Genomic DNA, 24,551 nt, shown 5'->3' on the forward strand with positions numbered 1-24,551 from the left:
TGTCCGACATCAGCGCCCATGAGACAGAATTGGTTTAGTTGAGAAGAGAGGATTTTCGGCTCATCGTAGCTCTATCAAAGGAAGCGAAGATGAGACAGAAATCCGGGCCGCAGACATCGGCGGCCGAACAGGTCATCAAGGACATCCGCCGCGCCACGCGCAAGCATCATTCGGCCGAGGACAAAATTCGTATTGTGCTGGAAGGTCTGCGTGGTGAGGACAGCATTGCCGCGATCTGCCGCCGTGAAGGGATCGCCGAGAGCCTGTATTATAGCTGGTCAAAGGAATTCCTCGAAGCGGGCAAGAAGCGTCTTGCCGGTAACACCGCCCGCTCGGCGACCAGTGACGAGGTGAAGGCACTGCGCCGTGAAAGCCGCGACCTGAAGGAGGCGCTGGCCGACCTCACCCTAGAGAACCGCCTGCTCAAAAAACGTATGGCCCGCCCTGCTTGCAAGAGGATTTTACGATTTTCTGATCAGTCTGCGTCAACGTATACGGTCTCATGAGCGTGCTCATGGCCAAGATGGACATCCGCGCATTTGGAGCCCCAATAAAGCACTCCGGCACCCAGTGCCATTTTTTTAACCGGGCTTTCCAAATGCCGTTCGACTGTCAGGCCATCTTCACGATCCTTCCTGCAAACTCCTTTGGGCTACGCGTTTGATAATGCGTAGCTGTTCCTATTACGCAGCCACCGGGTATCCACGGTCAAAGCCTGTTCCTTTGCGCAACGCAGCCCACGCTATCCGCGCCAGTTTGTTAGCCAGAGCCACAACAATGGCGTTACGGTGTACGCCTCGCTCGATCATGGCTTTCAGCCATCGCCCCAGAGGCGTCTCAGCTGTTGAAAGCGACGGTAGCGCTGCACGAGCACCATGAATGAGCAACGTACGCAAGTAGGTATTGCCACGTTTTGATATCCCAAGCAGTCGGGGTCTGCCGCCAGTACTGTATTGCCTGGGAACCAGTCCGAGCCAGGCCCCCAGATCCCGAGCTTTGGCGAAGCTGCTTGCATCACCCACCGCCGCGACCAAGGCCGTTGCATTAAGAACGCCAACACCAGGGATCGAGGTCAGTCTGCGCATGGCGGCGTCACCGCGTGCCAACCGGACAAACTCGGCATTCAGTGCGTCGATCTTTTTGTCGAGTTCCTTCCATTCGCTGCGTAGATCAGCAACCAGCTGATGCACACGAGGCGATAGTATCTGGGCACTCTTGGAAAGCATACCATCCACGCCGAGCTCAAGTTTTCGCCGCCCGACCGGGAAGATCACCCCGCGCTCCAGCAGGATGGCACGAAGTTGATTGATGAGGTTTGTTCGTTCGGCCACAAGGCGAGAACGCACCCGATGCAGCGTCTGGATGTCCAGTTGCTCCTGGCTCTTAAGGTTGACGAAACGCATGGTCGGTCGAGATGCAGCTTCGGCAATACCCTCTGCATCCCGGTCATCATTTTTCTGCGCCTTGATGTAGGGGCGAACGTATTCCGGCGACATCAGCCGGACCTCGTGGCCTTGTGCCTCAAACAGGTGACCCAGATGATGGGCGCCGCAGCACGCTTCCATTGCCACCACGCAGGCAGGGAGCTTCGCTACGTACTCAATTAGCGTCTCGCGACGCATTGTTCGCCGGACAACTATCGCGCCGATGTCGTCGACACCAACTATGCTGCAAGAATTCTTGCCCAGATCAACTCCAAGGATCGCTATAGACATTGGCTCGTTCCTTTCTTCCTTCCACCTGCAGCATCCTAACAGACGCTGGAGAAAGGGCGGGCCATTCCATAAAGCATGATCGCGGATGGGGGCGACGAGGAATGAGATATCCCGCCACTGAAAAACTTGAGATCATCCGGCTCGTCGAGCGGTCACATCTGTCGGTCCGGCAAACCCTCGAAAAGCTCGGCATACCCAGGCAAACATTTTACCGATGGTATGACCGGTTACAGACCCACGGTGTCGAGGGGCTGGAAGACCGGACGTCTGCGCCATCACGGGTGTGGAACCGCATCCCCGACGACATCCGGGACCGCATCATTGCCATGGCGCTCGATCATGCCGATCTGTCGCCGCGCGAGCTGGCGGTGAAGTTCACCGACACGGAAAACTACTTCGTATCAGAGGCTTCTGTCTATCGCCTGCTCAAGGCGCATGACCTGATCACCTCGCCAGCCTATATCGTCATCAAGGCCAATGACGAGTTCAAGGACAAGACCACACGGCCCAACGAGATGTGGCAGACCGACTTCACCTATCTGAAGGTCTTTGGCTGGGGCTGGTTCTACCTGTCGACCATTCTCGATGACTTCTCGCGTTACATCATCGCCTGGAAGCTGTGCACCAGCATGAGGGTGGACGATGTCACCGGCACGCTCGATCTGGCACTGGCCGCATCAGGCTGCGACAAGGTCAAGGTCGAACACCGACCGCGCCTGCTATCCGACAACGGCCCGTGTTACGTTGCTTCCGATCTCGGCGAATGGCTGGAGAAATACAAGATCGACCAGGTCCACGGCGCTCCCGGCCATCCGCAAACGCAGGGCAAGATCGAACGCTGGCACCAGACGCTCAAGAACCGCATTCTCTTGGAGAACTACTTCTTCCAGGAGGACCTCGAAGCGCAGATCGCCGCCTTCGTCGAGCATTACAATCATCGCCGATACCACGAGAGCCTCGACAATCTCACCCCGGCCGACGTCTACTTCGGGCGCGGCCAGACCATCCTGCTCGAACGTGAAAGGATCAAACGAGACACGATCAAACAGCGCCGCTTGAACCACCAGGCCAAAGCGGCTTAGATCAATCCGCAAATCGAGCCGGAAACTCCATTCTTCCGAAGCCCAAAAAGTCTCAAATCATTCGACGACGGACAGGGCTTAGGCGCCGATGGCGGCTTCCGGCGTCTCGAAGCGCGGGAAAAGCACGGTATTCTCCAGATGCATGTGCAAGACGAGATCATCGGTGAGCTTGCGCAGCCCCGTATAGAGCGCCGTCCACGACCCGCAGGCGCCCTCCGGCAGCGCCATGCCATGGGCTGCATGCTCGATATCCTGAAGAAGCCTGACCGTATCGGCATGTTCATGGCGCATCTGCATGATCGGGCGGGAAATCCGCGTGTTTTGCCCTTGCCGCATCAGGGGGAAGAGGATTTGCTCCTCGCTCGTCATGTGGTCTTCCAGTTCCGCCTTCAGCGCGACCAGTGCGCGAGCCAGTCCTGATGGGGCGACGGGATGGTCGCCGTGAACGCGTTCGACCTTCTCGGCAAGCGGGATCAAAAAGGCCAGTTCGCGGCGATGGGTCTCATGGTAGCGCGACAGAAGATGATCAATGAGCGGCCCGGTCTCCTGTGGCGCTTCAAGACCGGCCATCCGCTGGAGCGCTTCCAGCTCGGCAAGCAGTTCTGCCGGCGATAAGCCGGCCCGTTCGGCCGCTTGGCGCAGAGGGATATCACCCGCACAGCAGAAATTGATGGCAGAGCGGCGAAACAGTTCGGCCGCACCCGGCAGTTCGGCGGCAATGGTGGTCACGGTGGTCTTGAGAGAAAGCGTTTGCATGCTTGATCCTTTGAAGGAGGGAAGAGCTCCATTTTGCAGGATCGTCATGCGTCATCTTTGCGCCCGGCCGAACAAAAGAGCGGATGCATGAGAAGTTATCGTGGCGCTGCTTGCTGCACCGCAAAGAGTGCGACAATTCGGCGAGCCGGGAGCCTTTTCATCACGCGGCGCGCTTGGTAAGCCTCGGTGCGAGAGGTTTTGATGACGATATACATGCAGCAGTGCCGGAACGGATGGGTGGCTTTCGCCGCCGCCGTGCTGATGGCGTTGCAGGTTCTTCTGAGCCCCTTGGCCCAAGCTGCCACGGCCGGCAGTTCGGCGGTGGATGCCTATGGTAATCCGCTCTGCATCACCCATCTCGACGAGCAGAAACCGGCATCGACGCCGGGCAAGGAGCGCTCGCTCGCTCCCGATTGCTGCACGCTGGCCTGCGGTATGGCGGCAGGCCTCGTTCCGCCGTATCGCCCTGTCCTCATCCTGTTCAATCCGCTTGCACAACCCTCGCAGCGGATTTTCGACGGGTATGACGACCACGCGCCTTCGGCGCATGAGGCTTTGCCCGGACATCCGCGCGGTCCCCCGACACTCGCCTGATCGCCGGGCCAGTGCCGGCAAGGCCATCGTGCGAGCATGTTGTGCGGGTTTTCCCTGCCCTGATCGCTGCATGAGCGGACCGCCTGCTGCGTGCCCTCGCGCTCCTATCTCCTTTCCTTTTTCCATCATACCTTGCCGGCAGGGATGACCGGCTCTCTTGGAGACTGACAATGCTGAAAAGAACACTTGCAACCGTTGCCGCCCTTGCGCTCGGTTCCAGCGCCGCCCTTGCCCATGTTTCGTTGCAGTTGAAGGAGGCGCCGGTCGGCTCGACCTATCGCGCGATCTTCCAGGTGCCGCACGGCTGCGAGGGCAAGCCGACCAATGTGGTGCGCGTGCAGATCCCCGAAGGCGTGATTGCGGTGAAGCCGCAGCCGAAGGCCGGCTGGACGCTTGAAAAGATCAAGGGCGCCTATGCTAAATCCTACGACTACTACGGCACGCCGACCAGCGAAGGCGTGAAGGAAATCGTCTGGAGCGGCGGAAATCTCGGCGACGACGAATATGACGAATTCGTGCTGCGGGTCTATCTGACGAAGGATCTGAAGGCGGGTGAAACGCTGCACTTCCCCGTAGTGCAGGAGTGCCCGGATGGTGTGGCTGAGCGCTGGATCGAAATCCCGGCCGCAGGCCAGTCCGAGGACGATCTCGAGCTTCCCGCCCCCGGCGTGAAGCTGCTTGAGGCCACAAACGGCCACTGAACCCGAAAAGGCCGGCGCTTTCGGACGCCGGCCCCGTCTGTCCTTCGGAGATTGTCGTGCGGGATCATCTTGGCCGAGCCTGTATCCAGGTCTTTCTGACCGGTATCTTCTGGTGCTGCCTCGCTGTGGCAGCGATGGCGCATGCCTCGTTGACGGGCGCTGTGCCCGCTGATGGCGCCGTCGTCAATGCTCCGCCGAAAACCCTGTCGCTGTCCTTCAGCGAGCCGGTGTCGCCGCTCGTGCTGCGGCTCATCCTGCCCGATGGGCAGTCGAAGACGCTGGAGACATTCGTTCTGCGCGACCGCACACTCGAGATCGCGGCACCCGGCGACCTTGCGGCGGGAACCCACGTGCTTGCCTGGCGCGTCGTCTCCGAGGACGGACATCCCGTCGCGGGTTCCACGATCTTTTCGATTGGCGCGCCGAGCAGCGCGCCGCAGGCTGCCGGGGAAGCGATCGACTGGCCGGTGAGGACGGCGCTATGGCTTGCCCGCATCGCGATGTATGCCGGCCTGTTCTTCGGGATAGGCGGCCTTTTCGCCGTCCGGTGGCTGATCCCCGATGGCGCCGCTGGATTGCCGGTCATAAAAATGGCCCTGTTGCTCGGCTTCTCGGCGACGGTGGTTTCCCTGGGATTGCAGGGGCTCGATGCCTTGGGTGCTCCGCTCTCCAATCTTACTGATCGTGCGGTATGGAGCGCGGGGCTCGCGACGAGTTTCGGCCTGACCGTCGTCGTGCTCTCCTTTGCGTTCCTTCTGGCGCTGGTAACCTCTTCAAGGGCAACTTTTTCGGGCCGCGCGGCATCGCTTGTAGCCGTTGTCGCCGGAAGCGCGGCGATGGCATTGAGTGGCCATGCAAGTTCGGCGACGCCGCAATGGCTGATGCGGCCGGCGGTCTTCGTGCATGTAGTCACGATTGCCATCTGGATCGGCTCTCTCCCACCACTGGCCTACGCTTTGCAGCATGGAGGCGATGCCGCGCGGCAGGCGCTTGGCCGGTTCTCCCGCCTTATCCCCGTTTGCGTCGCTGCACTGACCGCGGCCGGCCTGCTGCTGGCCATCGTACAGGTCCAGACATTCGATGCGCTCGTTTCGACGGCCTATGGGAATGTGCTTCTCGCGAAGACGGCGCTGCTCGTCGTCCTGTTTCTTCTCGTGGTGGCCAACCGCTGGGTCTTCACCAAGCCAGCCGAACGCGGCGAGCTGGGCTCCGCACGGCGGCTTGCCCGCGCTATTATCATCGAGACCATGATCGCCCTCGCCATTTTTGCTGTCGCCGCCACATGGCGGTTCACGCCGCCGCCTCGCGCGTTGGCGATTGCGGCTGCGCAGCCGGTGTCGATCCATATCCACGCGGACAAGGCGATGGCTGAAATTGCCGTCACGCCCGGACGCGCCGGTCCGGTCGAGCTGTCCGCCGTCATCCTGGCCCCGGATTTCACGACCATGATCCCGAAGGAGGTGACCTTCGTGCTTTTCAATCCGCAGGCGGGTATCGAGCCGATGCGCAGGAAAGCGACCTTGCAGGCTGACGGTGTGTGGCGGGCCTCCGGCGTCGTAGTGCCGATCGCGGGACAATGGCACCTGAGGGTCGACATTCTCGTTAGCGACTTTGAACTTGTCCGGCTTCAGGACACGATTGAAATACCACGATAAAACCGTCCCGTTTTTGGTGGGACAGTCTGCTTCAACTCAGCAAACGGCATCTCGCCGAGCTATTGGGCGTGCCCAGCTTGCCGCAGTTGGTAATGGGTTCGGCACTCGCCATATGCCTCTGAAACGCGAAATTTGAAATATGCGACTGCTTTCGGATTGACGATGCGGTTTTTCGCCGATCGCACACGACGGCCGTGGACCTTCAAGGCGTCAGTTCAATTCTCCCAACTCTGCGCGGTGGCGAGGTATCCAAGGGCGAAGACGGATCCCAGGCCATAGACAATCAAAACTCCCGCTAGGCATATCGTTGGATTGCCAACGCTGGTTGGCGCCCCCAGGATCAAGGCGACCGCAGTGAGACCACCAATTGAGAAGCCTATCAACAAACGTGTGACCATGAATTTGATCATAGGCGGCATGGAGCGAGCCTTTCAACGTGGCGTTCCGCGTGCAACGGAGAACACAGCTCCGATCAGACCGCCTGTGACCACGCCCGCCGAACCGCCTGCAAGGCCGCCGATCAAGCAATAGAGGACCGCAGAAGCATCGAGTTGCGGAGCCGCCACGATCGCGGCCACGACACCGACCGCCGCGCCGACTGACCCGAGCACAAAGCCAAGTCCGGTTACGGCGTCGGAGGGGTCGACGACAACGTGTTGATGGTTACCCTCTTGAATCTTGGGCCGATCCTCATCTGTCATCTCATCCTCCATTCCTGGACATATGCCGCCGTCGGTCGCGGTCGATTGCATCGTCTTCGTCGCTGTCGAGCAGAATTCTGGCGGCGGCCCCGTCGAGATCCTCGTATTGTCGAGTACGCAGGGACCATAGGAAGGCGAGGAGCCCAGCGATACCCATAACGATCGAAAGTGGAACGAGCACGCTGATGGCCGTCATGTCCTTGCCTCCAAGACGGATTTCGCCATGTTCTCTCCAGACCGTGGCGCACGCGCGAGGCGTAGCGCGTTGGCGACCACGATGAGCGAGGACGAGGACATCGCAAGGGCCGCTATAAGCGGCGTCACATATCCGCTGAATGCAATGGGCAGGCTGATGAGGTTATAGAGGGCGGCGAGCACGAAATTTTGTCGGATAAGTCCGGCCGCCTTTTCCACGCTATCGAACACATCCGTCACAACGCGCAGATCATTGCCAAGGAAAACGAAGTCAGCGGCGCTGCGGCCGACGTCACTCGCCGACGTCGGCGCCATGGATGCGTCTGCGGCGCGCAGCGCCGGCGCATCGTTGATCCCGTCGCCGATCATCAGCACCCCGTGCCCGGCCGCCTGCAGGTTCTTTATCGCCCGGACCTTTTCGGTAGGCAGAAGCCGGGCGCGCCTATCGGTGATGCCGAGCGCGTTGGCAACCACCTCGACGGCTTCGAGGGAATCACCGGAGAGCAGGACGACCTCAAAGTGGCGGGCTTTCAGCGTTGCGACCAGATCGCGCGCGCCAGGTCGGATATCTTCGCCAAAGCTGAAACGCGCAAGGGCCTCACCGTTCTTCGAGAGCACGGTCATAACCGCTTCGTCCTGTGTGGTCAGAGCCCATTCAGGCCTGCCGAGCCGGTATAGGTCGCCGCCGAGGCGGCCTTCCAGCCCCATTCCCGCCGTCTCCCTCACATCCGTAAAGGTGGGCGGCTTCTCTGCGGAGACACCTGCTTCGGCTATCGCCCTTGCCATCGGGTGGATGGAGGTGCGGGCCAGAGCGGTGGCGAGTTTGAGCGCTTCCGGAGTGATCCCGTCAATGCCGAGCAGGCGAGGCGCCCCCGTCGTCAGCGTGCCCGTCTTGTCGAAGACGACCGTATCGATCTCGCGCAGGCGTTCAAAAGCGGAGCCGTCGGTTGCCATCACACCGCGTTCGAAGAGGTGGCGGGCCAGAGTGACCTGTACCATGGGTACCGCGAGCCCCAGCGCGCAGGGGCAAGTGATGATGAGAACGGCGACCGCGATAGTGAGCGCGGTATGCAAATTACCGCTCGCGATGAACCAGATGATGAAAGCGAGGACAGCGAGACTGTGAACAACGGGGGCATATAGGCCGGCTGCGCGGTCGGCGAGCCGCCGGTAGCGCGAGCGGCCATCCTCGGCCGCCTCGATCATTCTCGTCATCTCGGCGACCGTGGAATCTGCCGGCGCGTTGGTGGCGCGCAGCACGAAGGGGTTGCCGAGGTTCAGTTCCCCCGCCTGCACGGCCTCCCCGGCGCGGACGCTGCGCCAAAGGCTTTCGCCGGTGATAAGGGCGGCGTCGAGTTCAGCGCGCCCGTTCTCCAACACCCCATCGGTCGGCACACGCTCGCCGGAAGCGATGCGAAGGCGCATCCGCGCCTTGATGTCTCCCAGTTCTACGAAGTCCAGCCTGCCGTCGTTTTGCAGCACGTTCGCCCCACGTGGGATCAGCCGTGTCAAGGCGGCGACAGCAGAGCGCGCTTTCCGACGCATCGCATGATCGAGCACCCGACCGATCAGCAGAACGAAGATCAGCGACGTGGCGGCCTCGAAATAGGCATGGGGAGCGTTGGTGACGGTGTCGTAAAGACTGAGCGTGAAGGTGAGGAGGATGCCGATAGAGATTGGCACGTCCATATTGGTGCGGCCATGGGAGAGTGCCTGCCAGGCTGAGCGGTAGAAGCCCGCGCCTGCATAGAAAATTGCCGGCAGCGCAAGCAGTGCCGAGATTGCGTGGAACGTTTGTCGTGTCGCAGCGTCCGCCCCCGACCAGACTGAAACGGACAGCAGCATAACGTTCATGGAGCAGAAGCCGGCGACGGCGAGCGCACGCACCAGTCCCGCAAGAATCTCATCCTCGCCGTCGATCTCGGCTGTGGGAAGGTTGGCCTCATATCCAATGGCTGTGATTGCTCCAAGGAGGTCTGGTGCAACCTGCCGATCTCGTTTCCAGTCGATCGTGACGCGGCGTAGCGAGAGGTTGGCGCGTGCCCGCTCAACGCCGGGCACCGCGGTGAGGGCGGCCTCGATCGCACCAATACAGGCACCGCAATGCATGGCGGGGATCGAGAGCACGCTCTGGCGAAGGCCGTTGCCGAGATCCTTGCTGGTCATCGCCAACTCGTCGGCTGAGAAGCCGGTACGCGATTGCGATATATCCAATCCTATCTCGGCGGCGCAGCAGGACATGGTCGCTACCGCATTTCTTTATAGGCGTGCCAGGTGGCATGCCCGAGCCAGGGAAAGATCACGACCAGACCCAGAAGCCCCGTCGCGACGGAGATGAGGAAAAGGCCGAGCACGATGGCGCCCCAGGCCAGCATGGGCGTGAGATTGTTCCAGACGAGCGCCGTGCTGACGCCCATGGCGGTCAACGCATCGACACGCCGGTCGAGCAGCATAGGGATGGAAAAGACGCTGACGGCGAAGGCAAAACCGGCGAACAGTGCCCCGATCAGGCTACCTACCAGCAGCATGGCCCAGCCGGTGGGCGTGGTGAAGAGCATCCCGGTGACGTAGTCGAGCCCAGGAAAAGGGCGCACACCGAAGAACAGCGCATAGACAAGGACTGCCGCGCGCATCCAAAGGAGCATCAGCATGGCGAGCAACATGCCGGTGAAGAATACCTGCGCGCCCGCTAGCGGACGCACGGCCAGCATGGAGCGCAGCGTCGGCTGTGCGCCGGCCTCGATATCGCGGCTCTTGAGATAGAGGCCGGCGGCAACCAGCGGGCCGACGATCAGGAAACCCGCAAGTGCCGGGAAAAGGAAATAGTCCCGTCCGGTATGGAACATGTAGACGATGAAGACGATCGAGGCGATGAAGACCGCGAGCCCGTAGAGAAGGCTTGGTACCGGGTTGGTCCACAGATCGCGCCAGCCGCTGGCGAGCCACCGCATGGGCGCTTGTGCCGACAGGTGGCGCTTCCATTGCTCGTTGCGCATCTCCTCGATATCCGAGACTTCGGATACAAGTTCAGGCCTATGTTGCCTCGCAGCCATCATCGTCTCCTGTCAGCACGCAGACTTGGCCGCGCGATATTCGCCCGGCGTTCCGCTTTTATCCTTTAGATGCGCCACGCAGCCCGTCTGGCTGGAGACTGCGACGTAAACGAGATGGGCATTGGCGCCCACGAAGACGACGATCGTTGCCGCCGCCAGAATCCAAAGGAGGTGAAACCCTCGCGGGCGGGCGGGCGCGGCATCCGTCATCTAGGGTGCCCTCTTTCCGAGGTCGTCGACATAGAGCGCCAGCACCTTTATCTCGGCCGGCGCCAGCCGCTCGTCCCAGGTCGGCATATGCCCCTGCCGGCCGCCGTGGATGGTCGCGATGATGCGCTGCAGGCTGCCGCCGTAGATCCATCGGTTGTCCGTGAGATTGGGAGCGCCAAGTTCCGGATTGCCCTTGGCGTCCTCGCCATGGCAGGCAATGCAGGTCGTCTGGAAAACCTCGCGGCCCCGGTCCATCTGATCGACGTTGTCGGCGGTGGACACGGCCGGATCGCTAAGGGAGGCAACGTAGCTCGCGACGTCCACTACCTGTCCGGCGTCGAGCATCTCATCGCGGCCGAATGCGGGCATCTGGCCGACGCGGCTTTCCGCATGGCGCGAATTGATGCCTACTGTCAGCGTCTGCGCGATCGCTTCCGGCCCGCCACCCCAGATCCAGTCGTCGTCTGTGAGGTCGGGATAGTTCTCGCGGCCCTTGCCGTCGCGGCCGTGGCAGGCGGCGCAATTGTCGCCGAAGAGCTGATGGCCGTTGACACGCACCGTCTCCATCAGCGGTTCGTCGGCGCGAACCTCGTCGTAGGACAGGCTTTCGATGCGTGAAACCCAAGGGGCCCGCTCCCCGATGCCCTCCGTGATCGACGCCTCGACGGTTGCTTTTTGGTCGGCGCCGAGCACGCCCTTTGTATAAGTCTTGCCGAGTGGCCAGGTAGGCATCAGCACCCACCAGAGCACGGCGAAGATATGCGTGACGATAAGAAAGAGCAGGACGCCGCGCGGAATGGGCGTGTCGAGCTCGCGGATACCGTTCCAGATATGGCCCGTCGTCTTGCGGCCGCTGACGGGGTCGACCTCTTTTACTTCCATGGGCCATCGTCCTCGTCGAAAATCTCCCGCTCCGCCCGTTCGAAACGCTCCCGGTTGGAGGGCAGGAAGGTGTAGATCAGCACGCAGATCGAAAAGCCCATCAGGTAAAACAGGCCCCACAATTTCGCGCCTTCGAGCAGTGTCTCGTGTGTCAGCGCCATCTCGTCACCTCAATTGTCCGGATCCGGCATCTGTTCCGGCGCGGCAGTGTTCTCATAGGCCGCGCGGGTGAGCTGGCCGAGTACCTGGAGATAGGCCACGAGCGCGTCCATCTCCGTCACATTGGTTGTCACACCGTCAAAGGCCGAGACCTGCGTCGCCTCGCCGTAGCGTTCCGTGACGCCGGACGATTGCTCGCTGTCGGGCACGGCCTGGCCATAGGCGTCGCGCGCGGCGTTCTCGATCATCTCGTCGGTATAGGGCACGCCGACGGCACGCTGCGCGCGAAGTGCCAGCGGCAGGTCGGCCAGCTTCAGCGGGTTGGTGCCAAGCCAGCGGTAGGACGGCATGTTGGATTCCGGTACGACGTCGCGCGGATTGTTGAGATGGGCGACGTGCCAGAAATCGGAATATTTGCCGCCGATGCGAGCAAGGTCCGGGCCGGTGCGCTTCGAGCCCCACAGCATCGGGTGATCGTATTTCGATTCGACGGCGAGCGAATAGGGACCGTAGCGCTCCACCTCGTCACGGAGCGTGCGGATCATCTGGCTATGGCAGGCGTAACAGCCTTCACGCACGTAGATGTCGCGGCCGGCAAGTTCCAGCGGCGTATAGAGGCGCATGTCGGAGACGGTCTCGACCGTGTCGTCGATTGTGAAGAGTGGAGCGATCTCCACGATGCCGCCGACGCTTGCGGCGGCGATAATGGCCAGCATGAAGCCCGTTGCGGAGCGTTCGAGTTTCCTGTGCATCAGTTCCGGCATCGGCTACTCCGCAGGCGTGGGGGTTGCGCCGCTGATCTGTCGCTCGTCGCCCGGCGAATCGTCGTCGAGGGCAAGCGTCGCGGCGGCGGGCGTACGAACGGTCATCCAGATATTATAGGCTGCGACGATCGCTCCGATGAGGAAGAGAAGGCCGCCGAAGGCGCGCGCGATGTAATAGGGGTACATCGCCAGCAGCGTGTCCACGAAGGAATAGACGAGGGTGTTGTCTGGAGAATAGGTGCGCCACATGAGACCCTGGATGATACCCGAGTTCCACATGGCGAAGACGTAGATGAGCGTTCCCGCCAGCGCGAGCCAGAAGTGGACCTCGACCAGGATCGCCGAGTGCATCCGCTCCCGCTTCCAGATCGCCGGCACCAGCGTGTAGAGCGAACCGAAGGTGATCATCGCGACCCAGCCGAGCGCGCCAGCGTGAACGTGGCCAACCGTCCAGTCGGTATAGTGAGAAAGGGCGTTGACCGGGCGAATTGCCATGAACGAACCTTCGAAAGTGGAAAGTCCGTAAAAGAACGCCGCCATCATCATGAAACGAAGGGTCGCGTCGTCGCGTACCTTGTGCCAGGCGCCGTTGAGGGTCAGCAGCGCGTTGCCCGCCGAGGCCCAGGAGGGTACAAGCAGCATTACGGAGAAGGTCATGCCGAGGTTCTGCACCCAGTGGGGCAGGGCGGTGTAGTGCAGGTGATGCGAGCCCGCCCACATGTAGAAGAAGGTGATGCCCCAGAAGCTGAGTATCGACAGCCGGTAGGAAAAGATCGGCCGCTCCGCGCGTTTGGGGAGGTAGTAGTAAAGCATTGCCAGGAAGCCGGCGGTCAGGAAAAACGCCACGGCATTGTGCCCGTACCACCATTGCACCATGGAATCCTGCACGCCCGCCCAGATCGTGTAGCTCTTCGCATGAGCAAACGAGAGCGGAACCGCGAGATTGTTCACGATGTGCAGGATGGCTACGACGATGATAAACGCCATGTAGTACCAGTTGGCCACATAAATATGAGGCTCCTTCCGGCGGGCAAGCGTACGCACATAAAGCACGAAATAGGTGACCCAGACGATAACCAGCCAGATATCGGCGTACCATTCGGCTTCCGCATATTCCTTGGACTGGGTAACGCCGAGGAAATAGCCGGAAATCGCAATTAGACAGAAGAGGTTGAAGCCGAGGAGCACGAACCAGGGCGAAAGCTGATCGGCAAGGCGCGCCCGCGATGTTCGCTGAACGACATGGAACGAGGTGGTGATCAGCGCATTGCCGCCGAAGCCGAAGATGACGCCGGACGTATGTGCCGGGCGGATGCGGCCGAAGCTTGCCCACGACGTATCGAAGTTGAGACTGGGCCAGGCGAGCTGCGCGGCTGCCCACACGCCGATGAACATGCCGAAAATCGCCCAGAACAGCGTCAATCCCACGCCGACCTTGATCGGATCGTCATAGTAGCGGGTGAGGCGGGCGGCGCTCGGCGGCGTGCCGAAGGCGCCGGAGAGGAGTAAGAAGAGCAGCGCGAGACAGTAGACGAGAACCATAGCCCCGTGGATGCCGAGCACATCGGATCGTCCCGCAGCGGCCATTGCGATGCCGATGATTGCGAGCACGATCAGGATGATCGCACCGAAGTCCCGTTCCCCCGTCGTGAGTTGCCCCATCTCCGATCTCCCTCACCAACTTCAAGGCACGAGACACTGCAACGCGCTCGTGTTCAGGAACGCATATTGGCAAACCTGAAGTCAAGGACGTGGTGGGATTAAATGAAGTTGGCACGACAATCTCAAGCCAGAACTTGACGAAAATCAAGTTTAGGCCAGAACGGTGCAATGAGACCTCTTTGCGCAGCGGCAATTGCCGAAGCAACGCGGGTAGGCAGCCGGAGAACGCGTTGCCAAAATCCCGCAGTTTTATCAAAGGTACGACTAATTATGAAGCGACTAATTTAGCGAAGGTCTTATTTCTCGTTACGCTGACCGGTTCGCCTAAGGCTTGTTCAAATTCTCATTATGGGGTCTCGTAGCTAATCTCTACGATAACGTCTTGATTGTTCCAATCACGCGAAGTTCGTCCACGGCTTGGTTGATTAATTCCTCGAGTCTCGAGATCAGCCTGCTGTTATTACCGTCGTCGTTGCGGGAAATCGCATTGATCAAAAATAATAAAGTCTCTCGGTACTCGGCCAAATTGCGAGGTTTGTAGCTCATAACGGCCTCGAAGATCGCCTCGACGCCTTTATCCAAACTATCAAACACGGAACCCTCACAGTGATGGAGAGAATTATACAGTTGTTGCCGCATCTCGTGAAATCTGCCGATCAATGCGATCACCATTCCAGCCTCCTCCATGGGTAAGAGCGTCAACCGTACCACGCTCGATGACGGCGACCTATCGTTAGGATCAGCGAGCGATCCCCGCCATGTTGGTATGAGATGAGAGGGTCAGCGGCCTTAGGCAAGTTCGCACGCACGGTTCTGCCGACGAGGCGCATCTCTTCCCGTTGTTTGATCAACGTCAAAGAAGGGAGATGCCCCGTCGCCTATCCTTTGCATATGAACGTATGACGTTCGTCAGCAAGGAGAACTTTAGTGCGTATCATAGCAAAGTGCATCGTCGGCGCCGCAGCAACCTTCATCTCGCTTGCCCTTCCGGCGGGTGCGGCAGACTTCGAAGTGCACATGCTCAACAAGGGCGCCGAAGGCGCCATGATGTTCGAGCCCGCTTTCGTTAAGGTCGCCCCCGGCGATACCGTCACGTTCATTCCCACCGACAAGGGCCACAATGTCGAAACGATCAAAGGTTTCATCCCTGAGGGGGCAGAAGCCTTCAAGAGCAAAATGAACGAGACCTATAAGGTCACCTTCGACAAACCTGGCGCCTATGGCGTCAAATGCACACCGCATGTCGGTATGGGCATGGTGGGCGTCGTCGTGGTCGGCGATGCACCGTCCAACCTCGAGGCCGTCAAAACCGGCAAGCTGCCGAAGAAGGCTCGCGAGCGCATGGATGCGGCCATCGCAGGGCTGGGCCAGTAAACACGCGAACAAATCGAAGAAGAGGGCCGGAGAAAACGATCTCCCTCCGGCTCCTTACGCAATCTCTCTCAACTGAGACATTAAGTACGAGCCGATCCAAAACACGATTGTGTCGTTGGCAGGAACATGAGGACCGGTCGGACTTCGAAATCAACTATGTTCTCGGCCTGAGCCGGCTGGCGGAGCGCCATGACAAAGATCGCAAAAGATGCACCGTCGTCACAACAGAGCTCTTACAAGGAGTTTTTCCTGGACGTGGCGTTTATCGCGAGAACCTTCGATATGAGCGAGGCTCGAGTGTGCGCGCTTATGACGCGGAAGCTCTTCAGGAGCGTCGTGGAGAAGGGCGTGGGCGACGACGACGGTCTCTGGAGGCTGACGCTGCGTTGCGGCAACAGGGCCTGGCAAGGCATTGTGACGAGCAATGGCGATGTCGAACGGCAAACACTCGGTCATGTTCCCGCCACTCGAGATTTGAAGAACAAGCAATCGCGGATTTGAGAGCTATTAGGGAGATTTCCTGACGTTGATAATTCATCCAGATGATCGCGCCCTGTTTTTCAGGCGAGAAGAGCACATTGAGGCCGTCTTCGGCGCTTTGAACAGCCATTCGGCTGTCGATAGCGAACTGCTCGCCGCGATGCTCGAAAGCTTGGAACAAGCCAGCAGCCTGGCATTGGGCAGCCTTCCACAAGACTCACCTCGATTTCCACATCGGCGCTACGGGTGAAGAGCCGCGGTCTTCAGTTTTTCACATTGAAGACCGATGTGTAAAATAGCCCATGCAATTCAAGCAGAGCAGTATTGTCCGCAGCGCTGCAAGATCTTGCTGCCGTCGTCAACTCTGTATCATGTCCCCTGCCAGCTCTTCGAAAGCGGGGCGTGAGACAAGGCGAGGAGATCGATCGCGCGTGCTGCGAGATGGTCGACGATGTCTTCTACTGACTTCGGGTGATGGTAGAACGCGGGAACCGGCGGCATGACGATGGCGCCAATCTCGGTCACTGCGCACATGTTGCGCAAGTGGCCGAGATGTAGCGGAGTTTCTCGCGCAAGCAGCACGAGCCGGCGGCGTTCCTTCAGTTGGACATCAGCGGCGCGCGTCAGCAGTGAATCGTTGCGTCCCGTGGCGATTGCCGAAAGCGTCTGCATGGAGCACGGGGCGACGATCATCCCGCGAACGGGGAATGTGCCGCTTGCGATCGAAGCGCCGATATCTCCGATCGGGTGATGGTGGGTGGCGATGGAGAGGAGGCGAGTCAGTGCCTCCGGACCACATTCGTAATCCACCGTGCGCCGCGCCGCATCGGAGATGACGAGATGCGTTTCGACGGTGGACAGTGACGCGAGCCGTTCGACAATGCGCACACCGAGTGCCGCACCGGAAGCGCCGGAGATACCAATGACGACCCGATTCACCTGCCGGCCTCCCCCAGGCCGAGAGAAGACCAAAGTGCGTCAACCCCAGCCGTCACCTCTGGCGTCATCGTAAGGACCTGACCCCAGTCGCGACCGACTTCCGTGCCGATCTTTGTCGTGGCGTCCAGGCCCAGCTTGCCGCCGAGGCCGGATTTGGGAGAGGCGAAGTCGAGATAGTCGATCGGCGTGTTTTCCACTAGCATAACGTCGCGGCTGGCGTCGAAGCGCGTGGAGAGCGCCCAGATCACGTCCCGCCAGCTTTTGACATCGATGTCGCCATCCACTGCGATGATCAGCTTCGTGTAGCTAAATTGCGGCAGCATCGACCAGAGGCCCATCATGATTCGGCGCGCCTGTCCCGGATATCGTTTGTCGATGGAAACGATCATCGCACGGTAAGAGCAGGCTTCCGGCGGCAGCCACAGATCGAGGATTTCTGGAAACTGGCGTTTTACCAACGGTACGAAGAGTTCGCCCATCGCCTCGCCGAGCCTCGATGGCTCGTCCGGCGGACGGCCGGTATAGGTGGATAGATAGAGCGGGTTCTTGCGCATTGTGATCGCCGTTAGCTTCATCACCGGGAAAGGTTCGACCGAATTGTAATAGCCTGTGTGGTCGCCATACGGGCCTTCCTCGGCAGTCTCAACGGCAGAAACCGTTCCTTCGAGAACGATTTCGGCGCTGGCCGGTACGGGTGTGGGGATAGTCACGCCGCGCGCCGTCTCCTGTCGCCGGCCTTTCAACACACCGGCAAAACTCAATTCGCTCATGCCGTCCGGCAGCGGCATGACGGCTGAAAGGATCGTTGCGGGATCCGCTCCGATAACGACAGCGACCGGCATGTGCTGTCCCAGCGCCTTCCAGAGGCGATGGTGCCGTGCCCCGCCGCGATGCGCCAGCCATCGCATGATCAACCGGTTACGGCCGAGCTTCTGCATGCGGTATATACCAACATTGACGTCGGCAGGATCGTCCGGTGCTCGCGTGATGACGAGGGGCCAACTGACGAGGGGGGCAGGTTCACCCGGCCAGCAGGTCTGGATCGGCAGGTCGTCGAGATTGGCGTCGTCGCCCCGCCAGACGATCTCCTGGCAGGGCGGACGCCGTGTCTCGCGCGGGTTCATCGACAGGGCGGCCCTGAGATTGGGCAGTTTCTGCCAGGCGTCCCGCATGGAGCGCGGCGGCTGCGGCTCGCGAAGGTCGGCAAGCAAGGCCGCGAGGTGTGGCAGCCGGCCGGTCTCAAGGCCGAAACCCCATTCGATGCGCTCGCGTGTGCCGAAGAGATTGGTAAGCAGAGGGATCGGCTGGACCCGACCTTTCCCATCGACCGGCCGTTCGAAGAGCAGCGCCGGCCCGTCCTCGGCCAGCACGCGTCGATGGATTTCCGTAATCTCGTGGACCAGCGAGACGGGCTCGCAAATGCGCTTCAGCCGTGCCCGCCGCTCTAGCAAAGCGACGAAATCCTGGAGGTTGCCAAAATGGCGCGGAATGGGGGCATCGGCTTTCATACCTTTCCTTGCCGGGGAAAAATGGCGCGGTCTTTGACCTGGCGCAAACTCCTTTGCCGCCGGGCTCCCTAGGTTCGGCCTGACGCTTCTCTCCAAGGCTAGCCGCATGCAATCCCTTCCGCTCTTTCTCGCAAAACCGGTCGACGTCGCCCCCCTTTGGCTGGTGGAGCGGGTGGCGCGCCTGATCTTTTCCGGTGTATTGAAGGCCCACCCCGATCTTTTCGAACGGCTCGGCACCTATCGCCAGGCGCGCTACTGCTTTTCCCCGACCGACCTGCCGCTCCATTTCACCGTCGTTCCGGCGGCGCAAACGCTGGCGGTCTCACGCGGGCAGCCGCCGCAAGCCGATGCGCGCGTCGAGGGGCCGCTGCTGCTGCTGCTCGGCCTGCTCGAAGGCCGCTGCGATGCGGATGCGCTGTTCTTCTCGCGCGAGCTTTCGGTTACCGGCGACATGGAGGCCATGCTGGCGCTGCGCAATGCGCTCGACGACAGCGCCATCGACCTGCCGCGCGAACTTGGCAGGCTCGCCGGGCCGCTCTCGTTCCTGGTTGCGGGCACGGCACGATTCATTCGCAGCAAAGCGCTGGAAGGAAGGGACACCACATGGAACTGATCTGCCCCGCCGGCACGCCCGCCGCTTTTCGCGAGGCGGTGGAGGCCGGTGCCGATGCGGTCTATTGCGGCTTTCGCGACGAGACCAATGCCCGTAACTTCCCCGGCCTGAACTTCAGTCGCGAGGAGCTGCGCCAATCGACTGCGCTGGCACAGCGCAAGGGCGTGCAGACCTTCGTCGCGCTCAACACTTTCATGCGGGCGGGCGATGAGGCGCTGTGGTATTCGGCTGCCGACGATGCCGTGGCGCTGGGCGCCGATGCGCTGATCCTGGCCGATTTCGGCCTGATGGCCTATGTGGCGGAAAAATACCCGCAGCAGCGGCTGCACGTCTCCGTCCAGGCGTCTGCCTCGAACGCGGATGCGATCCGTTTCCTCGTCGAAGCCTTCGGGGCCAGGCGCGTCGTGCTGCCACGCGTGCTGACGGTGCAGGACATCGCCCGGCTGACGCGGCAGATCGATTGCGAGGTCGAGGTCTTTGCTTTCGGCGGGCTGTGCGTCATGGCGGAGGGGCGGTGCTCGCTCTCCTCCTATGCCACCGGCAAATCGCCCAACATGAACGGCGTCTGCTCGCCGGCAAGTCATGTGCGCTACCGGCAGGACGGGGCGGATCTCGTTTCCGAACTGGGTGCCTATACGATCAACCGTTTCGGCCCCGGCGAGGCCTCCGGCTATCCGACGCTCTGCAAGGGGCGTTTCGATGTTGGCGGCGTCGAGGGTTATGCCTTCGAGGATCCGGTCTCGCTCGACGTGATCGATGAGATCGACGCGCTGAGGGCGGCCGGCGTCTCGGCACTCAAGATCGAGGGCCGCCAGCGCGGCAAGGCCTATGTCGCGGAAGTGGTGTCCTCGCTGAAGAAGGCACTTGACGCGACGCCTGCGGAACGGGCCGTGCTCGTCGCCCGGTTGCGAACGATGAGCGAGGGTCAACGCACCACCGCCGGCGCCTATGACAAGCGCTGGCGATAGGAGACGAGATGACGACAAATGCGGGCAAGCCGGCGCTCAGCCTCGGGCCGGTCTATTTCCTTTGGGACGGGCCGAAATGGCGCGATTTCTATTTCCGCATCGCGGACGAGGCGGCGGTCGAGCATGTGACGCTCGGCGAAACGGTCTGTTCCAAACGCCAGCATTTCAGCGAGCCGCATATCGCCGAGGTCGTCGAGCGGCTGGAGGCGGCCGGCAAGCGGGTGACGCTTTCCTCCCTCGCCATGGTGACGCTGCCGCGGGAAAGCCGCCATGTGCGCGACCTGATCGCCGACAGCATCCACCCCATCGAAGCCAACGACCTTTCGGCGCTCGGCCTCCTCAAGGGCAGGCCGCATGCGATCGGGCCGCTGGTCAACGTCTACAATGCGGCGACCGCGCGGCTGCTCGCCGCCCGCGGGGCGCAAAACATCTGCCTGCCGCCGGAACTGCCGGCTGCATCCATCCATCCGATGCTGGCGGCCATGCCGGACTTCTCCTTCGAGATTTTTGCCTTCGGCCGCATGCCTCTCGCCATCTCGGCGCGCTGCGCCCATGCACGCTCCAAGGGGCTGACGAAGGACAATTGCCAGTTCGTCTGCGGCGAGGAACCCGACAGCCTGCCGCTGCGCACGCTCGACCGCCAGTCCTTCCTCGTGCTGAACGGCGTGCAGACCATGTCGAACAGTTGCGTGGTGCTTGTCGACGATCTGGCGCCGCTGGTCGAGGCGGGTCTTTCACGCATCCGGCTGTCGCCGCAGGATTGCGACATGGTCGAGGTGGCGGGCCTCTACCGTGCGCTGCTCAATGGCCGGATCGACGGCGAAGAGGCGATCGCGGGCCTGGCAAGGGTCTATCCCGGCGTGCGCTTCTCGAATGGCTTCCTGCACAGGCAGGAGGGCGCGGCCTGGGTTTCGCGCGGGCGGAATGCGGCGACGGGACGCGACTGAGGGGCGGCTCAGGCGAAGACGTCGCGCGCTTCCGCCTTTGCCGAGAGAAGCGCTTCCAGGATCATCTGTTCCGAGAAGACGTGGCGGCGCAGGCTCTCCTGGAAGCCGCCGATCATGCGCGAAACCGTCTGCGGCGAGAGCCCGCAGCGATCGTCGGCGACGGCCTTCAGCGTCAGCGACAGTTCGTCGGCCGCGAGCCGGTCGCATCGGTGCTCCGCCTTCAGCCGCTCGATCGCGATAGCGGCGAAACACGAGCCGGCGTGCCGGTCGAAATCGCGAAAGAGCAGGCGTTCCTCAAGCTCGTGCACGGCGCCGAGGAGCGGCGGAACGGTATCGGCAAGCTCGCACAGCTCTCCGGCCAGCCCCGGCTCGCCCGCCGCCGCTTCAAGGCGCAGGCACAGGTCGAGCAGGTCGCGATGAAGCGCTTCGAGCCGGCCGATATCGGCGGCGGCAAGGGTTGGGACGTTCATCACCGCCTCCTACTGGCCGAAGAACAGCACGGCGGCGATGACCACCGAGGCGCCGACGGCAGAGAACGTTCCGGCTCCCTGCAGCACGCCCATGCGATAGAGCATCAGGGCGAAGCCGGCGATGACCGGCGCCGCGACGAGGAGGCCGAACTGCGCATCCGTCATGGAAGTCATGGAAGGGTCCTTTCGTTTTGCCGCCATCATGCAGCACCCGCCATCGCCGCTCTTTGTGCCGGCGCAAAGAAGGCCGCGGGCGCCTGCGCTAGGAAAGGCCATGGCGACGATAGACGATATGGACATGGCGGTCCGGAAGGCTAGGAGCGGGGAAGGCGATTGCCTGCTGCTCTGGATCCTGGTGTGGAGCGAGCTTGCCGCCTTCGGCGCGCTGCTCGTCGCCTTTCTGGTGACGACGGTGGTGGATGCCGGCGGCGCGTCCCTTCTCCGCTCGCATCTCCATCCGGGGCTTGCGGCCCTCAACACCGTGCTTCTCGTCTCCAGCGGCTGGCAGGCGGCGCTGGCGGTTCGCGGCGGCGCGGGTGCGGTCCGCCGTCCCCTCATGCTTGCGGCGCTTTTCGGCCTCGCCTTCGCGGCGGTGAAGATCGCCGAATATACGGTGGAAATCCGCTCCGGCATCGGCGGAGCCGGCACGCTTGCGGAACTCTATTTCCTCGTCACCGGCTTCCACCTGCTGCATGTCGTCTTCGGCACGGGCATCCTCCTCCTCGTCGCCTGGCGTCCGTCGCGGGCCAATGTCGTAATGATCGCGACGCTGTGGCACGTGATCGACCTCGTCTGGCTCGTGATGTTCCCCATCGTCTATCTCACCTGAGGCAGCCATGACCCGACAGGCCCGCGAACAGTTTATCGCCACCCTTGCCATGCTGCTGACGCTCGCCCTCGGCGGTGCCTTCGTCGGCGGCCTCGGCGGCGGCCTGCTGGTGCCGATCGCCGCCGTGCTCGTCATGGCCTATGCGAAGGGACGTATCGTCATCCTCGATTTCCTGGAGCTGCGGGCGCAGCGCGGCGTCCTCCGATCCGCGCTGCTCGCCTGGCCGGCGGTGCTGCTCTCGCTCGCGCTCCTGCGCGCCGTCGCCGTCGCGCTCATCGGCTGACGAACCGCGCTGATCTTTGCCTGCGCGCAAAGAAGCCTTTTCATGCGGCGCTAGAACGGAGCGTCCCGCATCGTCGGCGAGGGGATCGCCGGCACCCAGTTTCGCGGGGTTTGACGCCGGTGCCCGAGGGGTTCTGGCCAAGGAAAGGACCAGGGGATGGCAGAGCGCCTAACCAAGACCGGGGCCCGCAACGTCTTCTATGGCGGGTCCATCTTCTTCTTCACGATCTTCGTGGGGCTGACCGCCCATTCGCATTACTACATGCGCACGGTATCCACCGACGAGACGACACTGACCGACAGCGTCGCGCGCGGCAAACACGTCTGGGAAAAGAACGCCTGTATCAACTGCCACACGCTGCTGGGTGAGGGCGCCTATTTCGCGCCCGAGCTCGGCAATGTGTGGAAGCGCTATGGCGGCGTGGAAGACCCAGAAGGCGCACGCGAGGCGCTGAAGGCCTGGATGGCCGCCCAGCCGAGCGGCGCGGAAGGCCGGCGGCAGATGCCGCAGTTCAATCTCACCGAACAGGAGGTCAACGATCTCGCCGACTTCCTCGAATGGACGAGCAAGATCAAGACCCAGAACTGGCCGCCGAACGACGCCGGTTAAGGAGAGACGACATGAAATATCAAACGCAAAAGGTCGCGATGCTGTACTTCTACGGCGCGCTCGGCCTGTTCCTCGCCCAGGTGCTCTTCGGCGTCGTGGCCGGTACGATCTATGTGCTGCCCAACACGCTGTCCGAACTCCTGCCCTTCAACATCGTGCGCATGATCCACACCAATGCGCTCGTCGTCTGGCTGCTCATGGGCTTCATGGGTGCCACCTACTACATGATCCCCGAGGAGACCGAGACGGAGCTTTACAGCCCCAGGCTCGCGATCGCGCAGTTCTGGATGTTCTTCGTCGCGGCCGGCCTGACGGTCGTCGGCTACATGTTCCGCATCCATGAAGGCCGCGAATTCCTCGAGCAGACCTTCATCGCCAAGGTCGGTATCGTCGTGGTCGTGCTGATGTTCCTGTTCAACATCACGATGACGGCGCTGAAGGGCCGCAAGACCACAGTCATCAACATCCTGCTCTTCGGTCTGTGGGGGCTGGCGCTGTTCTTCCTCTTCGCCTTCTACAACCCGGCGAACCTCGCGCTCGACAAGATGTACTGGTGGTACGTCATCCATCTCTGGGTTGAAGGCGTCTGGGAGCTGATCATGGCTTCGGTGCTCGCCTTCCTGATGATCAAGCTCAACGGCATCGACCGCGAGGTCGTGGAGAAGTGGCTGTATGTCATCGTCGGCCTGGCGCTGTTCTCGGGCATTCTGGGTACCGGTCACCACTATTATTGGATCGGCGCACCGGGTTACTGGCAGTGGATCGGGTCGCTGTTCTCGACGCTGGAAGTGGCGCCCTTCTTCACCATGGTCATCTTCACCTTCGTGATGACCTGGAAGGCCGGCCGCAATCATCCGAACAAGGCAGCACTCCTGTGGTCGATTGGCTGCTCGGTCATGGCCTTCTTCGGCGCCGGTGTCTGGGGCTTCCTGCACACGCTGTCGTCGGTGAACTACTACAGCCACGGCACGCAGATAACGGCCGCGCACGGACACCTCGCCTTCTTCGGCGCCTATGTAATGCTGAACCTCGCCATGATGGCCTATGCCATCCCGGAGATCCGCGGCCGCCAGCCCTACAACCAGTGGCTCTCGATCGTCAGCTTCTGGATCATGTGCACCGCCATGTCGGTCATGACCTTCGCGCTCACCTTTGCGGGCGTCGTGCAGATCCACCTGCAGCGCGTGCTCGGCGAAAGCTTCATGGACGTGCAGGACCAGCTGGCGCTGTTTTACTGGGTCCGCCTCGGCTCGGGCGTGGTCGTGCTCGTCTCGGCGTTGATGTTCATCTGGGCCGTGCTGGTGCCCGGCCGTGAGCGCACCGACAGCCTCACGCGGATGGTCCAACCCGCCGAGTGAGTGCTGGCCGGCCCCGTCATCCCGCGGGGCCGGCACCTTTCCTC

Annotated in this window: 28 protein-coding genes and 2 pseudogenes; 14 read left to right on the top strand and 16 right to left on the bottom strand. The window is 61.7% G+C overall.

Features of this window, described 5'->3' with window-relative positions; translation table 11 throughout:
• Positions 1–89: 89 nt before the first annotated feature.
• Positions 90–470: pseudogene (locus GR138_RS24970) on the top strand (transposase); the annotation flags it as partial.
• 213 nt (positions 471–683) lie between these two features.
• Here GR138_RS24970 and GR138_RS24975 read toward each other — a convergent pair.
• Entirely contained in the window at positions 684–1,715 is a 1,032-nt protein-coding gene (locus GR138_RS24975) for an IS110 family RNA-guided transposase (protein ID WP_160861999.1), read from the bottom strand.
• A 71-nt stretch (positions 1,716–1,786) separates the two neighbouring features.
• Here GR138_RS24975 and GR138_RS24980 point away from each other — a divergent pair.
• A pseudogene (locus GR138_RS24980) lies at positions 1,787–2,797 on the top strand (IS3 family transposase); the annotation flags it as partial.
• A gap of 78 nt (positions 2,798–2,875) precedes the next feature.
• Here GR138_RS24980 and ric read toward each other — a convergent pair.
• Entirely contained in the window at positions 2,876–3,553 is a 678-nt protein-coding gene (gene ric, locus GR138_RS24985; protein ID WP_160862000.1) for an iron-sulfur cluster repair di-iron protein, read from the bottom strand.
• A 201-nt stretch (positions 3,554–3,754) separates the two neighbouring features.
• Between ric and GR138_RS24990 the strand changes: the two genes are divergently transcribed.
• From GR138_RS24990 to GR138_RS25000, 3 genes are all read left to right on the top strand, one after another.
• Positions 3,755–4,147: a hypothetical protein gene (locus GR138_RS24990; RefSeq protein WP_160862001.1), complete on the top strand. Its 393-nt coding sequence runs from the start codon at positions 3,755–3,757 to the stop codon at positions 4,145–4,147.
• 170 nt (positions 4,148–4,317) lie between these two features.
• A complete protein-coding gene (locus GR138_RS24995; protein WP_160862002.1) occupies positions 4,318–4,848 on the top strand; it encodes a YcnI family copper-binding membrane protein in 531 nt (176 codons plus the stop codon).
• Between the two features lie 56 nt (positions 4,849–4,904).
• On the top strand, positions 4,905–6,503 hold the full coding sequence (locus GR138_RS25000) for a copper resistance CopC/CopD family protein (protein ID WP_261002772.1): 1,599 nt from the start codon (positions 4,905–4,907) through the stop codon (positions 6,501–6,503).
• A gap of 431 nt (positions 6,504–6,934) precedes the next feature.
• Here the strand turns inward: GR138_RS25000 and GR138_RS25005 are convergent, their stop codons facing one another.
• The 10 genes from GR138_RS25005 to GR138_RS25050 form a co-directional block, all read right to left on the bottom strand.
• Positions 6,935–7,204, bottom strand: coding sequence for a hypothetical protein (locus GR138_RS25005; protein WP_246200704.1), 270 nt, complete (start codon positions 7,202–7,204; stop codon positions 6,935–6,937).
• Between the two features lies 1 nt (position 7,205).
• Positions 7,206–7,400 carry a cbb3-type cytochrome oxidase assembly protein CcoS gene (ccoS, locus tag GR138_RS25010; RefSeq protein WP_160862004.1) on the bottom strand — a complete coding sequence of 65 codons (195 nt, stop codon included), beginning with the start codon at positions 7,398–7,400 and terminating at the stop codon, positions 7,206–7,208.
• Positions 7,397–9,640: a heavy metal translocating P-type ATPase gene (locus tag GR138_RS25015; protein WP_160862005.1), complete on the bottom strand. Its 2,244-nt coding sequence runs from the start codon at positions 9,638–9,640 to the stop codon at positions 7,397–7,399. Before GR138_RS25015 ends, ccoS begins: the two co-directional genes overlap by 4 nt.
• Positions 9,641–9,645: 5 nt before the next feature.
• On the bottom strand, positions 9,646–10,452 hold the full coding sequence (locus tag GR138_RS25020; RefSeq protein ID WP_160862006.1) for a DUF2189 domain-containing protein: 807 nt from the start codon (positions 10,450–10,452) through the stop codon (positions 9,646–9,648).
• Positions 10,453–10,464: 12 nt separating this feature from the next.
• On the bottom strand, positions 10,465–10,662 hold the full coding sequence (locus GR138_RS25025; protein ID WP_160862007.1) for a hypothetical protein: 198 nt from the start codon (positions 10,660–10,662) through the stop codon (positions 10,465–10,467).
• Positions 10,663–11,544, bottom strand: coding sequence for a cytochrome-c oxidase, cbb3-type subunit III (ccoP, locus tag GR138_RS25030; RefSeq protein WP_160862008.1), 882 nt, complete (start codon positions 11,542–11,544; stop codon positions 10,663–10,665). It lies immediately after the preceding gene.
• Positions 11,535–11,705 carry a CcoQ/FixQ family Cbb3-type cytochrome c oxidase assembly chaperone gene (locus tag GR138_RS25035; RefSeq protein WP_160862009.1) on the bottom strand — a complete coding sequence of 57 codons (171 nt, stop codon included), beginning with the start codon at positions 11,703–11,705 and terminating at the stop codon, positions 11,535–11,537. Before GR138_RS25035 ends, ccoP begins: the two co-directional genes overlap by 10 nt.
• A 9-nt stretch (positions 11,706–11,714) precedes the next feature.
• Entirely contained in the window at positions 11,715–12,467 is a 753-nt protein-coding gene (ccoO, locus tag GR138_RS25040) for a cytochrome-c oxidase, cbb3-type subunit II (RefSeq protein ID WP_160862010.1), read from the bottom strand.
• A 3-nt stretch (positions 12,468–12,470) separates the two neighbouring features.
• Positions 12,471–14,129 carry a cytochrome-c oxidase, cbb3-type subunit I gene (gene ccoN, locus GR138_RS25045; protein WP_160862011.1) on the bottom strand — a complete coding sequence of 553 codons (1,659 nt, stop codon included), beginning with the start codon at positions 14,127–14,129 and terminating at the stop codon, positions 12,471–12,473.
• A gap of 369 nt (positions 14,130–14,498) precedes the next feature.
• Positions 14,499–14,801, bottom strand: coding sequence for a hypothetical protein (locus GR138_RS25050; protein WP_160862012.1), 303 nt, complete (start codon positions 14,799–14,801; stop codon positions 14,499–14,501).
• 255 nt (positions 14,802–15,056) lie between these two features.
• Here GR138_RS25050 and GR138_RS25055 point away from each other — a divergent pair, with 255 nt between their 5' ends.
• Positions 15,057–15,503 carry a pseudoazurin gene (locus tag GR138_RS25055; protein WP_420853719.1) on the top strand — a complete coding sequence of 149 codons (447 nt, stop codon included), beginning with the start codon at positions 15,057–15,059 and terminating at the stop codon, positions 15,501–15,503.
• A 189-nt stretch (positions 15,504–15,692) separates the two neighbouring features.
• Positions 15,693–16,004 (top strand): DUF6522 family protein, encoded by a 312-nt coding sequence (locus GR138_RS25060; protein ID WP_160862013.1) that lies wholly within the window; start codon positions 15,693–15,695, stop codon positions 16,002–16,004.
• Between the two features lie 348 nt (positions 16,005–16,352).
• Here the strand turns inward: GR138_RS25060 and GR138_RS25065 are convergent, their stop codons facing one another.
• Together GR138_RS25065 and GR138_RS25070 are read right to left on the bottom strand one after the other, a co-directional pair.
• Positions 16,353–16,922 carry a UbiX family flavin prenyltransferase gene (locus tag GR138_RS25065; RefSeq protein ID WP_160862014.1) on the bottom strand — a complete coding sequence of 190 codons (570 nt, stop codon included), beginning with the start codon at positions 16,920–16,922 and terminating at the stop codon, positions 16,353–16,355.
• Positions 16,919–18,430, bottom strand: a complete 1,512-nt coding sequence (locus GR138_RS25070; RefSeq protein ID WP_160862015.1) for a UbiD family decarboxylase — start codon at positions 18,428–18,430, stop codon at positions 16,919–16,921. The genes GR138_RS25065 and GR138_RS25070 overlap by 4 nt, the downstream gene beginning before the upstream one ends.
• Positions 18,431–18,536: 106 nt before the next feature.
• Between GR138_RS25070 and ubiT the strand changes: the two genes are divergently transcribed.
• From ubiT to ubiV, 3 genes are read left to right on the top strand one after another with little or no spacing between them, the layout of a single operon-like run.
• Positions 18,537–19,043, top strand: coding sequence for a ubiquinone anaerobic biosynthesis accessory factor UbiT (gene ubiT, locus GR138_RS25075; RefSeq protein ID WP_160862016.1), 507 nt, complete (start codon positions 18,537–18,539; stop codon positions 19,041–19,043).
• A complete protein-coding gene (gene ubiU / locus GR138_RS25080) occupies positions 19,034–20,011 on the top strand; it encodes a ubiquinone anaerobic biosynthesis protein UbiU (protein ID WP_160862017.1) in 978 nt (325 codons plus the stop codon). The genes ubiT and ubiU overlap by 10 nt, the downstream gene beginning before the upstream one ends.
• Positions 20,012–20,019: 8 nt before the next feature.
• On the top strand, positions 20,020–20,958 hold the full coding sequence (gene ubiV, locus GR138_RS25085; protein ID WP_160862018.1) for a ubiquinone anaerobic biosynthesis protein UbiV: 939 nt from the start codon (positions 20,020–20,022) through the stop codon (positions 20,956–20,958).
• 8 nt (positions 20,959–20,966) lie between these two features.
• On the opposite strand, the gene GR138_RS25090 is transcribed toward ubiV, so the two are convergent.
• Both GR138_RS25090 and GR138_RS30340 read right to left on the bottom strand, forming a co-directional pair.
• A complete protein-coding gene (locus GR138_RS25090; protein ID WP_160862019.1) occupies positions 20,967–21,431 on the bottom strand; it encodes a hemerythrin domain-containing protein in 465 nt (154 codons plus the stop codon).
• 6 nt (positions 21,432–21,437) lie between these two features.
• Positions 21,438–21,602: a hypothetical protein gene (locus GR138_RS30340; RefSeq protein ID WP_202402867.1), complete on the bottom strand. Its 165-nt coding sequence runs from the start codon at positions 21,600–21,602 to the stop codon at positions 21,438–21,440.
• Positions 21,603–21,702: 100 nt separating this feature from the next.
• Between GR138_RS30340 and GR138_RS25095 the strand changes: the two genes are divergently transcribed.
• The 4 genes from GR138_RS25095 (at position 21,703) to GR138_RS25110 (ending at position 24,507) form a co-directional block, all read left to right on the top strand.
• Positions 21,703–22,257 (top strand): cytochrome c oxidase subunit 3, encoded by a 555-nt coding sequence (locus GR138_RS25095; protein WP_420853720.1) that lies wholly within the window; start codon positions 21,703–21,705, stop codon positions 22,255–22,257.
• Between the two features lie 7 nt (positions 22,258–22,264).
• On the top strand, positions 22,265–22,540 hold the full coding sequence (locus tag GR138_RS25100; RefSeq protein WP_160862021.1) for a cytochrome C oxidase subunit IV family protein: 276 nt from the start codon (positions 22,265–22,267) through the stop codon (positions 22,538–22,540).
• Positions 22,541–22,696: 156 nt separating this feature from the next.
• Positions 22,697–23,149, top strand: coding sequence for a c-type cytochrome (locus tag GR138_RS25105; protein WP_160862022.1), 453 nt, complete (start codon positions 22,697–22,699; stop codon positions 23,147–23,149).
• 11 nt (positions 23,150–23,160) lie between these two features.
• Positions 23,161–24,507: a nitric-oxide reductase large subunit gene (locus GR138_RS25110; protein WP_160862023.1), complete on the top strand. Its 1,347-nt coding sequence runs from the start codon at positions 23,161–23,163 to the stop codon at positions 24,505–24,507.
• The last annotated feature ends 44 nt before the right edge of the window (positions 24,508–24,551 follow it).

It is taken from the genome of Shinella kummerowiae (genome assembly GCF_009827055.1).
Lineage (GTDB): Bacteria > Pseudomonadota > Alphaproteobacteria > Rhizobiales > Rhizobiaceae > Shinella > Shinella kummerowiae.

Coding starts and splice junctions, on each gene's coding strand:
- GR138_RS24975 (WP_160861999.1), bottom strand. CDS start 1,715: ATGTCTATAGCGATCCTTGGAGTTGATCTGGGCAAGAATTCTTGCAGC.
- ric (WP_160862000.1), bottom strand. CDS start 3,553: ATGCAAACGCTTTCTCTCAAGACCACCGTGACCACCATTGCCGCCGAA.
- GR138_RS24990 (WP_160862001.1), top strand. CDS start 3,755: ATGACGATATACATGCAGCAGTGCCGGAACGGATGGGTGGCTTTCGCC.
- GR138_RS24995 (WP_160862002.1), top strand. CDS start 4,318: ATGCTGAAAAGAACACTTGCAACCGTTGCCGCCCTTGCGCTCGGTTCC.
- GR138_RS25005 (WP_246200704.1), bottom strand. CDS start 7,204: ATGACAGATGAGGATCGGCCCAAGATTCAAGAGGGTAACCATCAACAC.
- ccoS (WP_160862004.1), bottom strand. CDS start 7,400: ATGACGGCCATCAGCGTGCTCGTTCCACTTTCGATCGTTATGGGTATC.
- GR138_RS25015 (WP_160862005.1), bottom strand. CDS start 9,640: ATGTCCTGCTGCGCCGCCGAGATAGGATTGGATATATCGCAATCGCGT.
- GR138_RS25020 (WP_160862006.1), bottom strand. CDS start 10,452: ATGGCTGCGAGGCAACATAGGCCTGAACTTGTATCCGAAGTCTCGGAT.
- GR138_RS25025 (WP_160862007.1), bottom strand. CDS start 10,662: ATGACGGATGCCGCGCCCGCCCGCCCGCGAGGGTTTCACCTCCTTTGG.
- ccoP (WP_160862008.1), bottom strand. CDS start 11,544: ATGGAAGTAAAAGAGGTCGACCCCGTCAGCGGCCGCAAGACGACGGGC.
- GR138_RS25035 (WP_160862009.1), bottom strand. CDS start 11,705: ATGGCGCTGACACACGAGACACTGCTCGAAGGCGCGAAATTGTGGGGC.
- ccoO (WP_160862010.1), bottom strand. CDS start 12,467: ATGCCGGAACTGATGCACAGGAAACTCGAACGCTCCGCAACGGGCTTC.
- ccoN (WP_160862011.1), bottom strand. CDS start 14,129: ATGGGGCAACTCACGACGGGGGAACGGGACTTCGGTGCGATCATCCTG.
- GR138_RS25050 (WP_160862012.1), bottom strand. CDS start 14,801: ATGGTGATCGCATTGATCGGCAGATTTCACGAGATGCGGCAACAACTG.
- GR138_RS25060 (WP_160862013.1), top strand. CDS start 15,693: ATGACAAAGATCGCAAAAGATGCACCGTCGTCACAACAGAGCTCTTAC.
- GR138_RS25070 (WP_160862015.1), bottom strand. CDS start 18,430: ATGAAAGCCGATGCCCCCATTCCGCGCCATTTTGGCAACCTCCAGGAT.
- ubiT (WP_160862016.1), top strand. CDS start 18,537: ATGCAATCCCTTCCGCTCTTTCTCGCAAAACCGGTCGACGTCGCCCCC.
- ubiU (WP_160862017.1), top strand. CDS start 19,034: ATGGAACTGATCTGCCCCGCCGGCACGCCCGCCGCTTTTCGCGAGGCG.
- ubiV (WP_160862018.1), top strand. CDS start 20,020: ATGACGACAAATGCGGGCAAGCCGGCGCTCAGCCTCGGGCCGGTCTAT.
- GR138_RS30340 (WP_202402867.1), bottom strand. CDS start 21,602: ATGACTTCCATGACGGATGCGCAGTTCGGCCTCCTCGTCGCGGCGCCG.
- GR138_RS25095 (WP_420853720.1), top strand. CDS start 21,703: ATGGCGACGATAGACGATATGGACATGGCGGTCCGGAAGGCTAGGAGC.
- GR138_RS25100 (WP_160862021.1), top strand. CDS start 22,265: ATGACCCGACAGGCCCGCGAACAGTTTATCGCCACCCTTGCCATGCTG.
- GR138_RS25105 (WP_160862022.1), top strand. CDS start 22,697: ATGGCAGAGCGCCTAACCAAGACCGGGGCCCGCAACGTCTTCTATGGC.
- GR138_RS25110 (WP_160862023.1), top strand. CDS start 23,161: ATGAAATATCAAACGCAAAAGGTCGCGATGCTGTACTTCTACGGCGCG.